This window comes from Actinophytocola sediminis, assembly GCF_054779715.1.
In genome coordinates, this window is record NZ_BAAGXS010000046.1 from 1 (window position 1) to 12,930 (window position 12,930).

The 12,930-nt window shown below is 70.3% G+C and carries 12 protein-coding genes and 1 pseudogene; 9 read left to right on the top strand and 4 right to left on the bottom strand.

The annotated features are described in order from the left end of the window. Window positions 1-813: pseudogene (locus ACYVIP_RS26570) on the bottom strand (hypothetical protein); the annotation flags it as partial. A 150-nt stretch (window positions 814-963) separates the two neighbouring features. Here ACYVIP_RS26570 and ahcY point away from each other — a divergent pair. Continuing rightward, the gene (gene ahcY, locus ACYVIP_RS26575) at window positions 964-2,454 is read left to right on the top strand and encodes an adenosylhomocysteinase (protein WP_460401059.1); all 1,491 of its coding nucleotides are present in this window, start codon (window positions 964-966) and stop codon (window positions 2,452-2,454) included. A 52-nt stretch (window positions 2,455-2,506) separates the two neighbouring features. Here the strand turns inward: ahcY and ACYVIP_RS26580 are convergent, their stop codons facing one another. Continuing rightward, window positions 2,507-3,085 (bottom strand): YdeI/OmpD-associated family protein, encoded by a 579-nt coding sequence (locus tag ACYVIP_RS26580; RefSeq protein ID WP_460401061.1) that lies wholly within the window; start codon window positions 3,083-3,085, stop codon window positions 2,507-2,509. After that, window positions 3,075-3,857, bottom strand: a complete 783-nt coding sequence (locus ACYVIP_RS26585; protein WP_460401063.1) for an META domain-containing protein — start codon at window positions 3,855-3,857, stop codon at window positions 3,075-3,077. Before ACYVIP_RS26585 ends, ACYVIP_RS26580 begins: the two co-directional genes overlap by 11 nt. 79 nt (window positions 3,858-3,936) lie before the next feature. Between ACYVIP_RS26585 and ACYVIP_RS26590 the strand changes: the two genes are divergently transcribed. Further along, complete coding sequence (locus ACYVIP_RS26590) at window positions 3,937-4,680, top strand: DUF1266 domain-containing protein (protein ID WP_460401065.1); 744 nt, start codon at window positions 3,937-3,939, stop codon at window positions 4,678-4,680. Window positions 4,681-4,702: 22 nt separating this feature from the next. Beyond that, complete coding sequence (locus tag ACYVIP_RS26595) at window positions 4,703-5,329, top strand: dTMP kinase (RefSeq protein ID WP_460401068.1); 627 nt, start codon at window positions 4,703-4,705, stop codon at window positions 5,327-5,329. 18 nt (window positions 5,330-5,347) lie between these two features. Here ACYVIP_RS26595 and ACYVIP_RS26600 read toward each other — a convergent pair whose 3' ends face one another. Continuing rightward, entirely contained in the window at window positions 5,348-5,830 is a 483-nt protein-coding gene (locus ACYVIP_RS26600; protein ID WP_460401070.1) for a VOC family protein, read from the bottom strand. Between the two features lie 135 nt (window positions 5,831-5,965). On the opposite strand from ACYVIP_RS26600, the gene mtrA reads away from it, so the two are divergent. From mtrA to ACYVIP_RS26630, 6 genes are all read left to right on the top strand, one after another. Beyond that, complete coding sequence (gene mtrA, locus ACYVIP_RS26605) at window positions 5,966-6,643, top strand: MtrAB system response regulator MtrA (protein ID WP_460401072.1); 678 nt, start codon at window positions 5,966-5,968, stop codon at window positions 6,641-6,643. Between the two features lie 43 nt (window positions 6,644-6,686). Beyond that, the gene (gene mtrB / locus ACYVIP_RS26610) at window positions 6,687-8,387 is read left to right on the top strand and encodes an MtrAB system histidine kinase MtrB (RefSeq protein ID WP_460401120.1); all 1,701 of its coding nucleotides are present in this window, start codon (window positions 6,687-6,689) and stop codon (window positions 8,385-8,387) included. Continuing rightward, on the top strand, window positions 8,384-10,120 hold the full coding sequence (locus tag ACYVIP_RS26615; protein WP_460401074.1) for an LpqB family beta-propeller domain-containing protein: 1,737 nt from the start codon (window positions 8,384-8,386) through the stop codon (window positions 10,118-10,120). The genes mtrB and ACYVIP_RS26615 overlap by 4 nt, the downstream gene beginning before the upstream one ends. Window positions 10,121-10,165: 45 nt before the next feature. Further along, on the top strand, window positions 10,166-10,870 hold the full coding sequence (locus tag ACYVIP_RS26620) for a ComF family protein (RefSeq protein ID WP_460401076.1): 705 nt from the start codon (window positions 10,166-10,168) through the stop codon (window positions 10,868-10,870). A gap of 774 nt (window positions 10,871-11,644) precedes the next feature. Next, a complete protein-coding gene (gene hpf, locus ACYVIP_RS26625; protein ID WP_460401078.1) occupies window positions 11,645-12,304 on the top strand; it encodes a ribosome hibernation-promoting factor, HPF/YfiA family in 660 nt (219 codons plus the stop codon). Between the two features lie 119 nt (window positions 12,305-12,423). Continuing rightward, window positions 12,424-12,909, top strand: a complete 486-nt coding sequence (locus tag ACYVIP_RS26630) for a hypothetical protein (RefSeq protein WP_460401080.1) — start codon at window positions 12,424-12,426, stop codon at window positions 12,907-12,909. Window positions 12,910-12,930: the final 21 nt, after the last annotated feature.

The following is a 12,930-nucleotide window of genomic DNA, read 5'->3' on the forward strand; positions in this document are numbered from 1 at the left end:
GTCGCCGGCCAGGTCGTCCAGCGCCAGCACGCCGACCAAGGCCCCGACCAGCAGGGCCAGGGCGAGCGCCCAGAGCACCGCCAGCCCACCGGCCGGCGCGGCGAACGGCCCGCCAAGCGGCAGCATGGCGACCGTGGCCAGCGCGGCCACCAGGTGCAGCGCGCGCAGCGTCGGGGTGTCCGGGTCGGCGGCCAGATTCGTGCCCGGCAGCTGGACCCGCGCGTTGGGCGGGGTCGGCGGCGGGTTGTCCGGCGCCCGGCCGCCATCGGGCCCCCAGGCCACGCAGGAGATCCGGTGCAGGATCCAGATCGTCACCAACACCGGCAGCAGACCGGCCAGCGGACGCACCAGGTACGCCGAGCGCAGCCACTCCGGCACCACGGTCGCCAGGCACGTCGAGCCGGGCGCGAGGCACTGCGCGGCGATCAGGTCCAGGCTCACCACCGCCACCTGTGTGACCAACAACATGGTCAGCAGCGCGCCCGCCAGCCGCAGCAGCGACCGGTTCACCAGCCCGAGGCGGGCGGCCAGCCGGTGGCCGCTCGGCGCCGGCGGCAGCATCCAGTGCGCGACGTTGGCCAGGGAGAACGGGAACAGCAACGCCCAGGCCGCCTTCGCCGCACCACCGGAGGTCATCGCGCCCCAGACATAGCCCTCCACCACCCGGGGGATCGACTGGCCCTCGGCGCGCAGCATCGGGCCGGGCGCCGGGCGCAGCAGCCGGTCGGCCGGGCGGACGAACCGCCCGACCCCGTCGCCGGCGACATCGACGGCAGCCACGGCGGAGACAAGCGACTCGGGGGTCGTGCCCATTGCCCCGTGCACGCGTAGCTCGACCACGCGGGTGTCCGGGCCTGGGGTCAACACGAGAACGCCTCCAGTACTCCATAGCCACTCGAGTCGATCAATTTCGAGTAACGGTAGTGTCCAGCCGATGACTTTTTAGTTTGGAGGACGCACGGGATGACCGCAGTCAACAGCCAGGACGCGACCACGGCACGATATGCCAGGAAAGTCGGTGAGCTGGACTTCGCGGTGGCCGACCTCGCGGAGGCCGAGTTCGGCCGCAAGGAGATCCGCCTCGCCGAGCACGAGATGCCCGGCCTGATGGCACTGCGGCGGGAGTACTCGGAGGTCTATCCCCTGCGTGGGGCCCGGGTCTCCGGATCGCTGCACATGACCGTGCAGACCGCGGTGCTGATCGAGACGCTGGTGTCGCTCGGCGCCGAGGTTCGCTGGGCGTCGTGCAACATCTTCTCCACCCAGGACCACGCGGCCGCGGCCGTGGTCGTCGGCCCGCACGGCACCCCCGAGGAGCCGAAGGGTGTTCCGGTGTTCGCCTGGAAGGGCGAGACGCTGGAGGAGTACTGGTGGTGCACCGAGCAGATGCTGACCTGGCCGGGTGGTGGGGCGCCGAACATGCTCCTCGACGACGGCGGGGACGCGACCCTGTTGGTGCACAAGGGAACCCAGTACGAGGCAGCCGGGGTGGTGCCACAGCCGGAGGACAACGACGCGGACGAGTGGAAGATCATCCTCGAGACGCTGCGCAACTCGCTGGCCGCCGACGCCAAGAAGTGGACCCGCACCGGCGCGGAGATCAAGGGCGTCACCGAGGAGACCACCACCGGCGTGCTGCGCCTGTACCAGCTGGCCGCCGCGGGTGAGCTGCTGTTCCCGGCGATCAACGTCAACGACTCGGTGACCAAGTCGAAGTTCGACAACCGCTACGGCATCCGGCACTCGCTGATCGACGGCATCAACCGGGGCACCGACGTGCTGATCGGCGGCAAGGTCGCGGTCGTCTGCGGCTACGGCGACGTCGGCAAGGGCTCGGCGGAGTCGCTGCGTGGCCAGGGCGCGCGGGTGATCATCACCGAGATCGACCCGATCTGCGCGCTGCAGGCCGCGATGGACGGCTACGACGTGCAGCGGCTCGAGGACGTGCTCGACCGGGCGGACATCATCATCACCACCACGGGCAACAAGGACGTGGTGATGGCCGAGCACATGGCCAAGATGAAGCACCAGGCCATCCTGGGTAACGTCGGTCACTTCGACAACGAGATCGACATCTCCGGTCTCGCGCGCTACCCCGGCGTCCGGCGGATCAACATCAAGCCGCAGGTCGACGAGTGGGTCTTCCCCGACGGGCACTCGATCCTGGTGCTGTCCGAGGGCCGGCTGATGAACCTGGGCAACGCGACCGGCCACCCGTCGTTCGTGATGTCGAACTCCTTCTCCAACCAGGTGATCGCGCAGATCGAGCTGTTCACCAAGATCGAGGAGTACGACAAGGAGGTGTACCGGCTGCCCAAGAAGCTGGACGAGAAGGTCGCGCGCATCCACCTGGAGGCGCTCGGCGGCCAGCTCACCAAGCTGTCCAAGGAGCAGGCGGAGTACATCGACGTGGACGTGGACGGCCCGTACAAGGCCGACCACTACCGCTACTGAGTCTCACCTGCCGAAGCCGGTCACGCCGCCAGGCGTGACCGGCTTCGGCCGTTCAGCGCAGCGTCTCGCCGCGTTCGAGCATCTCGACGAACTTCGCGATCCGCCGGGCGCGGGTCTCCGCGCGCCTGGCCTCCTCGACCCGGTGCAGGATCGCGTACCGGTTCTGGCCCGTGAGCGTGCCGAAGAAGGCCGCGGCCGCCGGGTTCGCGTCCAGGGCCGCCCGCAGGTCGTCGGGCACGGTGGCGGTGGCCGGGCTGGCGTAGGCGGCCGCCCAGCGCCCGTCCGCCCTGGCCGCCTCGACCTCCCGCAGCCCGCGCTCGGTCATCTCGCCGGCGGCGATCATCCGTTCCGCCGACGCGCGGTTGATCTTCGACCACCGGCTGCGTCTCGTGCGCGGGGTGAACCGCTGCACGTAGTAGGTGTCGTCGACCCGCTTGACCTGGCCGTCGATCCACCCGTGCCGCAGCGCGACAGCCAGTGCCTGGGCGTAGTTGACCGACGGGATGCCGGTGCCCTTCTTCGCGAACCGCAGCCACAGGCCGCGGGTCTCCACATTGGCCACCAACCACGCGGCGAACTCGTCCTGGCTCGCGAAGGAGATCACCGGCAGCTCGTTCTGGTCACTCGGCACGTAGTCGCAGTCCTTTGCCGGACGGGTGTTCCACGGTCAACACGGCCGACTCGATGTCGAAGGTGATCGAGCCGTCGAGCACCGCGACCACCGCCGTCTCCAGCTTCATGATCTCATCGGCGCAGGCTTTCCTGGTCAACATCAGCGGGTCGATGGTGATCGTGTCGCCATCGACCGCGTAGGTCGCCGTGCCGCCGTTGCAGCCGGCGAACACGCTCACCTGGTCCGGTCCGAACTCGACGGTCGCGGGCGCCGGCAGCGCCGCGCTCGAGGAGGCGCTGTCCGCGCTCTGGCCGTCGACCAGCGTGTCGACCGTCCAGACGGTGCCCGCCAGCGGCCGGTCCGGGTCGCTCACCGAGCGCTCGGTGAGCACCAGCCGGGTGGCCCCGCCGGTCAGCGTCAGCCGCGCGTCGGCCAGCTCCCAGGTCGGCGTGCCGGTGAGGAACCCGCTCAGCCACTCGTCCTGCGCGTGCCGCTCGGGGTCACAGCCCATCCCGGTGGTCTCCAGCCCGTCCAACACGAGCCGGCCACTGTCGAGGGTCGGCGAGCCGGACATCGTGTTGCACCGGGCTCGCGCGACCAGCCTGCCGTCGTCGGTGAACTTCAACGACACCTCGCTGCCGGCGATGGCGGGCTCGGGCTCACCGTCGGTGAGCGCCTCGGTGAGCAGGAACGTCTGTCCCCACAACGTGTCCGCCAGCTCGGGTTGGCCGCCCGGCGTGCCTCCCTGGACTCCCCCGCCGCAGCCGGCGACCGTCAGCAGCACCAACACCCCTACGAGGCAACGAAACCGGTTCATACCCCCAGGACGGACAGGACGCGGCCGGCCGTTGCACGTAAACTTTCCCGCCGTGGTGGTCTGTGATCATGTCGAGGGGCTGGTGGCCACAACGGCCGGCCCGTTCTTCGGCCCGCTCGCGCACGGCTTCGCCTGCGGCGCCCATATTCCGGTACACGTCTCGAGTCCGTGGAACGCGTTGGGCGACCCGGACCGCGACTTCGACGATGACCGCGCGGCCCTGGCCGACAGCTGGGGGGTGACCACCCCGGAGAGCTGGCGCCACCAGGTCGACCACCTGCTCGCCGGGATGAACGTGGGCCTCGAGATCGACGCCGTGCTCACCCTGCGCCGCCAGCTGATCCACCGGCACGGTGGCTGCGACCCGGTGGTGTGGCGGCGCGCGGCGCGCGAGCTGGCCCACCGCCAGCGCACCGACCAGGACGCCCTGGTCGACCTGGTCGGCGTGATCACCCGCTACGAGGCCAGGTTCCGTGCCGACGGCGTGCTGCCGCCAGACGGCATGGTCAGCTCCGTGCTCGGCTACGACTTCGGCCGGGCGGTGAACCTGGCCCGCCGCGGCCACGGCGGCGGGTTCTGCGACCACCACACCGCGACGTCGGTGGTGCTGCGCGCCGGGGAGCTGTGCCGGCGGACCTACACCTCGTGGGCCGACTTCTCCGCCGGCTACGCGCTCGGCCGGGTCATCCGGTTCGACAACGAGGAGTACGGGCACATGTACGTCTCGGTGCGCGGCCCGCACCGGCTGCTGATGACCGAACGCTCCAGTCCCTGGTGTCACCTGCGCTTCTCCTAGACCTTCTCCTAGGCTCACGGTCGTGGGACTACTGATCGCGATCGAGGGCCTCGACGGCGCCGGCAAGCGCACCATGGCCGACAAGCTCACCGCCGAGCTGGGCGGCCGGGTCGCCCGGCTGGCGTTCCCCCGCTACGGCGAGGACATCCACGCCGACCTGGTGCACGAGGGCCTGCACGGCCGGCTCGGCGGCTTCGGCGACGAGGTCTACGGCATGGCCATGCTGTACGCGCTCGACCGCAGGGGGGCCGCCGAGAGCCTGCGCGATGCCCTGCTGCACAACGATGTCGTGCTGCTCGACCGGTACGTCGCGTCGAACGCGGCCTTCGGCGCCGCCCGGCTGCACCAGGACGCGCGGGGCGAGTTCGTCGACTGGGTCCGGCTCATCGAGATCGAGCGTTTCGGCCTGCCGGTGCCCGACGCGCACCTGCTGCTGCGGGTCCCGGTCGACGTGGCCGCCGAACGCTCGGCGCACCGCGAGCGCACCGAGGACCGCGGCCGGGACACCTGGGAGGCCGACCAGCCGCTGCAGGCCAGGGTGGCCGCGGTGTACGACGGGCTCGCGCGCGAGCGCTGGCTGTCGCCGTGGCAGGTGGTCGACGGAACGTCCACTCCGGACTTCCGGGAGCTGGCGGCCCGGTTGACCTAGGGTCGCGCTGGAGCCTGGCTAGAGCGCGCCGAGCAGGTCCGGGCCCCAGCGCTCGATCTCGGCGTCGATGTCCAGCCGGCCCATCGTCGGGGACTCGCTCATCTGTCTGGTCACCCGGTCCCGGGGCACCAGCCAGGAGACCTCGAACTCCAGGCCGTCAGGGTCCTTGCCGTACAACGACTTGGACACCAGATGGTCCGATGAGCCGACCAACGCACCCGCCGCGGTGAGCTTCTTGGCGAAGGTCGCCAGCTCCGGCAGCGTGTTCACCGACCACGCGAGGTGGTAGAGCCCGACCGCGGTCCCTGGCGCCGACTGCTGGCCGCCCCGGACGGCGAACAGGCCGAGGTCATGGTCGTTGTCCGAGTCCGCGGCGCGCAGGAACGCCGCTGTCGGCCGCTCGTGTACTACCAGGAATCCCAACACTTCCTGGTAGAAGGCCACGCTGCGTGCCACGTCCCGGACGTAGAGCACAGCGTGGTTGAGCCGGCGGATGCCCATTCAAGCCCTCCATGGCCCCCCAAGATTGATCCGTCAACCAGTAAAACGTTTACATCACGGCCGGCGTTACACTCCGATCACCCCGCCAGGGCGGGTCCCACACGAACGACACTCGCGAAGTGCGACGATGTATCCATGAAGGCACGTGTGCTGGTAGTAGACGATGACCCGGCTCTCGCCGAGATGTTGACCATCGTGCTGCGGGGTGAGGGATTCGACACCGCGGTGGTCGCCGAGGGCAACCGGGCATTGCCCGCATTGCGTGAGCTGAGGCCTGACCTGGTGCTGCTCGACCTGATGCTACCCGGCATCAACGGGATCGACGTGTGCAAGGCGATCCGGGCCGAGTCCGGCGTGCCGATCGTGATGCTGACGGCCAAGAGCGACACCGTCGACATCGTGCTCGGCCTCGAGTCCGGCGCGGACGACTACGTGGTCAAGCCGTTCAAGCCCAAGGAGCTCGTGGCCCGCGTGCGTGCCCGCCTGCGGCGCACCGACGCCGAGCCAGCGGAGATGCTCAGCATCGGTGACCTCACCATCGACGTGCCGGGGCACGAGGTGACCAGGGAGGGCGTCGCGATCCAGCTGACCCCGCTGGAGTTCGACCTGCTGGTCGCGCTCGCCCGCAAGCCGAGGCAGGTGTTCACCCGCGAGGTGCTGCTCGAGCAGGTCTGGGGCTACCGGCACGCCGCGGACACCCGGCTGGTGAACGTGCACGTCCAGCGGCTGCGTTCCAAGGTCGAGACCGACCCGGAGCACCCCGAGGTGGTGTTGACCGTGCGCGGGGTCGGTTACAAGGCTGGTCCACCGTGACCGTGATGTCCTGGTGAAACGGCCGTTCCGGGCGGTGGCCGACATGAGCGCCCGGGCCGTCGAGTTCTGCCGCCAGCGGGCGGCCTACTTCAGTGTCCTGTGGCGCCGTTCGCTACAGGTACGGGTCGTGGTCAGCACCCTCGCGCTGTCCTCCGCGGTGGTGTTCGTGCTGGGCATGATCCTGCAGAACCAGATCACCGGCCGGCTGCTGGAGACCAAGGAGGAGGCGGCGATCGCGGCCACCCGCGACGCGGTCCAGGTCGTGGAGGCCCAGCTGGTCGGGGTCAACCCGGCCGACGCCGTGCGCAGCCGGCTGACCAGCGCGCTGAACGAGCTGACCAGCTCCTCCCCTGGCAGCGGCACCGCGAACTCGGCCGCCGGCGCGTTCGAGCCGGTGCTGGCCAGCGACTCGAACGCGCTGGCCGAGGCCAACGACACGATCGCCGTCGGCATGTACGACGACGTGCCGACCACCCTGCGCAACTTCGTGCAGCGCCACCAGTTCGCGGTGGAGATCCACACCGTGGACCGGGCGGAGGGGCGCACCACGTTCCTCATCGTCGGCGCGCCGTTCGGCACGGCCAATCGGCCGATGCAGCTGTACCTGATGTTCCCGATGACCGCCGAGCAGCGCACCGTCAGCGTGGTGCAGTCGACCCTGCTGGTCGGTGGGCTGGTGGTGTTGCTGCTGCTGGCCGGCATCGCGAACCTGGTGACCCGGCAGGTGGTCCGCCCGGTGCGCACCGCCGCGCGGGCCGCGGAGCGTTTCGCCGGCGGGGAGCTGGACCAACGCATGCTGGTGGTCGGCGAGGACGACGTCGCCAAGCTGGCCGAGTCCTACAACGAGATGGCCGAGAGCATCGAGCGGCAGATCCGCCAGCTCGAGGAGTTCGGCACGCTGCAACGCCGGTTCACCTCCGACGTCTCCCACGAGCTGCGCACCCCGCTGACCACCGTCCGGATGGCCGCCGACGTGCTGCACGCCTCCCGTGAGCAGTTCCCGCCAGGGCTGTCCCGCTCGACCGAGCTGCTGGTCGACGAGCTCGACCGGTTCGAGGCACTGCTGGCCGACCTGCTGGAGATCAGCAGGCTGGACGCGGGCGTCGAGGAGCTGATGGCCGACGAGATCGACCTGCGGCCGATCGCGGCGCGGGCCGTCGGCACCATCGCGCGCACCGCGGGCAGCGAGATCGTGCTCGACCTGCCCGACGAGGAGGCGCTGGCCGAGGTCGACTCGCGGCGCATCGAGCGGGTGCTGCGCAACCTGCTGGCCAACGCCGTCGACCACGGCGAGAGCCGGCCGGTCCGGCTGCGGATGGCGTTCAACGACAACGCCATCGCGGTCACCGTCCGGGACTACGGCATCGGCCTTCGCCAGGGCGAGGCCGGGCTGGTGTTCAACCGGTTCTGGCGAGCCGACCCGTCCCGCAACCGGCACACCGGCGGCACCGGTCTCGGCCTCGCGATCAGCGTCGAGGACGCCCGGCTGCACGGCGGCGAGCTGGACGCGTGGGGCGAGCCGCGCAAGGGCGCGTGCTTCCGGCTCACGCTGCCCCGCCGCCAGGGCGAGCCGCCGAGCGAGAGCCCGCTGCCGCTGCCACCGCTGGACGCCGACCTGGAGGAGGGCGAACTGGCCGAGTCGACACCGGTGGCCGACGACGCCATCCGGGTCACCGTGCCGCCCGAGTCCGACGAGCCGCCGCCGGCCCCGCCGTCGGCGCCGGCGTGGGAGGAGGTCCGATGACCCGGCGCAGACGGCTGCTGCTCGCGCTGCTGGCGGTGGTCATGGCCGCGGGCTGCACGACCATCCCCGAGTCCTCCAAACCGCACGCGGTGCGCGACGACGTGATCCAGCAGCCCAAGCCCACCGTGGCCGAACCGGATCCCGACCTCGACGCGTTCGACGTGGTGCGGGAGTTCATCGAGAACTCGGGCAACCCGGAGGCCGCGGCCGCGTACCTGACCGAGGAGGGCAAGCGGAACTGGGACAGCGGCGAGTCGCTGACGGTCATCCTGGACACCTTCGCCACGGTGCCCAAGAACGACCGGCAGGCCAACGACGCCGGCGCGCCACCGGACGGCATCGAGACGGTGGTCCTGCAGGTGAACCTGTTCGGCCGGGTGAAGGCCGACTACGCGTTCACCGCGGCGGTCGGTGACGAGACCTACGACGTGACCGTGATCCAGCAGCCCAACGGCACCTGGCGGATCTCCAACCCGCCGGACACGGTGTTCGTGCCACTGGAGGCGTTCAAGGCGAGCTACCGGCCGGTCACGGTGTACTACTTCGATCTCGACCGGCGGGTCACCGTGCCGGACCTGCGGTATGTGGCGGCCGAGCCGGTCAGCGGGTTGCCGGCACGGGTGGTCACCGTGCTGTTGTCCGGTCCGTCGGACACCATGGCCCGGTCGGTGGTCTCGCCGCTGGAGGGCCTCGTCACGAGAACGAACGTGGTGATCGACGAGACCGGCTCGTTGCGGGTCGACCTCAAGTCCGTCGGCGACAAGACCCTTGAGCAACGCGAACAGATGGCCGCGCAGATCGTGCTGTCCCTGCAGACGGTGACCTCGACCAGGCTGCGGCTGCTGGCCGACGGCCAGGACCTGATCTCCGGGCACCAGGACTGGCGGATCAGCGACCTGAAGGCCTACGACGCGCCCACCAAGCCGGACTCCGGCCTGCCGGGGCTGGTGGTGACCAACGGCCGGGTGCGGTCGCTGCGGGACGGCAAGCCGATCGACGGGCCGGCGGGCAACGGTGAGTACAACGTGCTCACCGCGGCGCAGTCCATCGACGGCGAGTACCTGGCTGCGGTGGTGGGCACCGAGGCCGGACCCCGGCTGCGGCTCGGCCGGTACGGGGAGCCGCTGCGGTTGATCAACAGCGAGGTCCAGACCATGACCAGGCCGACGTGGTTGGTGAGCACATCGGCCGAGGCCGAGCCGACCGAGGTCTGGACGGTGGCCGACGGCGAGGTCGTGCGGGTGGTCCGGGCCAGCGGCGATGACTGGAAGGCGCTGCAGGTGAGTTCCTCGGAGTTGGACAGCCATGGTCGGATCACCGACCTACGGCTGTCCAGGGACGGCACCAGAGCCGCGATCGTGGCCGACGGCGGACTGGTGGTGGCCTCGGTGGTGCGGGAGAAGGGCTCGGTGATCCTGCGGTACCCGCGCCAGCTGCAGCCGACGAACATCCAGCAGGCGATCAGCGTCGACTGGTACCGCCAGGACACCTTGGTGGTGGCCACCCAGCAGCGGCAGGTGCCGGTGGTGAGCCTGTCGGTCGACGGGCTGAAGGCGGACATCTTCGACCGCAGCAACCTGCAGTTGCCGGTCAAGGCCATCGCCGCCGCGACGGACCGGGACGTGCTGGTGACCGACAGCGCGGCGGTGTCCAGCGTGGCGGGGGTCGGGCAGCTGTGGCGCCAGCACCCGCACGGGCAGGCCCAGGACGCGATCCCGTTCTACCCCGGCTGACCTGCGACGACCGGTTCTGTCGGGGCCCGGTGCGATCATTCGACCATGCGTTCTTTTCATGCCCTGGTCGAGTTGATCCTGCCGGCGCCCTGCGCTGGCTGCGGCACACCCGGTGGCGCCTGGTGCGCCGGCTGTGCCCGCGTGTTCGGCGGCGGCCCGGTGCCGGTGTCCCGGCCCGCCCTGCCGCCCGCCTACGCCCTGGCGGGCTACGCGGGCCCGGCCAGGCGGGCGGTGCTCGCCTACAAGGAGCGGGCCCGCCGGGAGCTGGCCGCCCACCTGGCCAGACCGCTGGCCGAGGCGATCCCGCGCATCGTCCCCGGCATCGTCCCCGGCATCGTCCCCGGCGTCGCCCCGCACGCCGTCGGCGAGCCGAGAGCGGGCCCGCTGGTGCTGGTCCCGGCCCCGTCGCGGCCGGCGGCGGCCAGACAACGCGGCGGCCAACACATGGCCGCCGTGGCGCACCACTGCGCGGCGCGGCTGCGGAGGTCGGGCATCCCGGCGGTGGTGGCCCGGTCGCTGCGCCTTGACGGCCGGGCGCTCGACTCGGTCGGCCTGAACGCCCAGGCCAGGGCGGCGAACCTGGCCGGCAACCTGCGCAGGGTGCCCGGGAAGGCCCCGCCACCCGGAGCGCGGGTCGTGCTGCTGGACGACGTGATCACCACCGGCGCCACGGCGGCCGCCTGCGCCGGCGCCCTGGCCACGACCGGCACCGAGGTCACCGCCGTACTCGCGCTCACGGCCACCACCTGACCGGCCACATCGCCCGGACCGGCTCGGCCAACCACCCGACCATGTCAGCCACGCCGGTCGCGCGCGCTGGGCAGCCACGCTGTGCGGCGAAAACCGGCACGCGTCACCGGATCCAGGTCAGCCGTACGTGCCCAGCCCACCACTCCCGGCCACCATTTCCGGATACTCGCCAGTAAGTGGCCGAACCGGGCTGTCCAGCCCATTTTTCCGCCCATACCCAGCAATTTCGTCGCCTTCCCGTTCGAGTGGCGACCACCGTTGTGACAGTCCGGAACACCTCCGGAGACGACGTGTTTCACCATTCGGATACCCCCGTATGGGTGAAATCGTCGCGGGAACTTCAGCGCGAAGTTGATCGTTGTTCGGGTATGGGACACCGGCACACCTACCCTCCGCCACCGGCGAGGGCAGCGCGGCACCACACAGGGTGTGCCTGGTACGGCCAAAGGAATCCGTCTGCCGCGATCCAGCCGGACGACCACCGGCAACCCGCCGCGGTGACCCGCGGCAACGTTGCTCTGCGTAAGCGACACCGGAGAGCAAAGTTCCCCCGCCGAGGGGGCTTTTGCGGACGCACAAGCCAAGCTAACGTGCCCGCTATCAGCGTTCCCGGTTCGCAGGGAGGAGGCGAGAAGCCCATGCCCCTGGCGCCGGAGGATTTCTGAGGAGTGCGTCCTCTGGTCCTATCCCGATCTGGCCGTCCACCAATCCTGGAGCCCAGATTTCCGGCGCCGAAGTTCGCTCACTAGCTCGCTCACGCGAGGGAGGTCGTGTATGGACATCGTCGTTAAAGGCCGCAACGTCGAGGTGCCCGAGCACTACCGAGTGCACGTCGAGGAGAAACTGACTCGCCTCGAGCGCTACGACCGCAAGGTCATCCGCTTCGACGTGGAGTTGTTCCACGAGCCGAACCCCCGGCAGGCCAAGAACTGCCAGCGGGTCGAGATCACCGGCATGGGCAGAGGCCCCGCCGTTCGTGCGGAGGCAACCGCCGGCGACTTCTACGCGGCCCTGGACGCCGCCGTGACCAAGCTCGAGAACCGGCTCCGCCGGCTACACGACCGCAGGCGTGTCCATTACGGCCGCCGCAGCCCGTCGTCGGTCGCGGAGGCCACCTCCAGCACGCCGATCACCGCCGAGACCAACGGCCGCCGTGCCCAGACCGCCGTTCTCCCCGCACCCACCGAGACCGAGGACTTCCTCACCGGTGACGGTGCCGTACCGGAACAACGCTGGGACGCCGACGACAACCTCCCTGGGCGCATCGTGCGCGAGAAGGAGCACCCCTCGTCGCCGATGACCGTCGACCAGGCCCTCTACCAGATGGAGCTGGTAGGTCACGACTTCTACCTGTTCAACGACGCGAGTTGCGGACGAGCGAGCGTCGTGTACCGCCGCCGCGGGTTCGACTACGGCGTGATCCGCCTGGTCTGACGACCGCCCCTGACCGACCGCCGGTGTCCCCTGGCCAACGGCCCGGGGGCACCGGCATGCCCACCCTCAGACTGCGGCACAATGTGCCGATCTGTCACACCACTGAGGGGAGCACGGGCATGTCCCGAAGCAAAGTCGTCACGTTGGTACTGACCGGTCTCATCGCCTTCGGCCTCACCGCGTGCGGCGAGGACACGACCAGCGGCGAGGCGACCGGGTCGGGCAACGACACGAACACCGAAGCCGCGAGCACGCCCGAGGAGGAAGCGGACGCCGACGCGGACGCCGCGAACAAGGCCGAGGTGCTCGACCTCGAGGAAGCCAAGGAGTTCGTCAAGATCACCGCCTGTGCCGGCGCCCCGGCCAAGACGGTCGGCGTCTCGGCGACCATCGAGATCACCAACCCGCTCGACGAGCCGATGGAGTACAACGGCTCGCTCAACTTCGTCGACGGCTCCGGCACCGCGGTCGCCGAGGGCATCTTCAGCAGCGGAACCCTCGAGCCGGGCGCGTCGACCACCGAGGAGATCCCCGGCGACATCTACGAGCCGGTGCAGAACGTCACCTGTGAGCTCACCGAAGTCAGGTCGGACCTGCCCGCCTGACAATTCGACCGGGCAAGCCGC

Coding starts and splice junctions, on each gene's coding strand:
- mtrA (WP_460401072.1), top strand. CDS start 5,966: ATGAAGGCACGTGTGCTGGTAGTAGACGATGACCCGGCTCTCGCCGAG.
- ACYVIP_RS26615 (WP_460401074.1), top strand. CDS start 8,384: ATGACCCGGCGCAGACGGCTGCTGCTCGCGCTGCTGGCGGTGGTCATG.
- ACYVIP_RS26620 (WP_460401076.1), top strand. CDS start 10,166: ATGCGTTCTTTTCATGCCCTGGTCGAGTTGATCCTGCCGGCGCCCTGC.
- ACYVIP_RS26630 (WP_460401080.1), top strand. CDS start 12,424: ATGTCCCGAAGCAAAGTCGTCACGTTGGTACTGACCGGTCTCATCGCC.
- ahcY (WP_460401059.1), top strand. CDS start 964: ATGACCGCAGTCAACAGCCAGGACGCGACCACGGCACGATATGCCAGG.
- ACYVIP_RS26600 (WP_460401070.1), bottom strand. CDS start 5,830: ATGGGCATCCGCCGGCTCAACCACGCTGTGCTCTACGTCCGGGACGTG.
- hpf (WP_460401078.1), top strand. CDS start 11,645: ATGGACATCGTCGTTAAAGGCCGCAACGTCGAGGTGCCCGAGCACTAC.
- mtrB (WP_460401120.1), top strand. CDS start 6,687: ATGAGCGCCCGGGCCGTCGAGTTCTGCCGCCAGCGGGCGGCCTACTTC.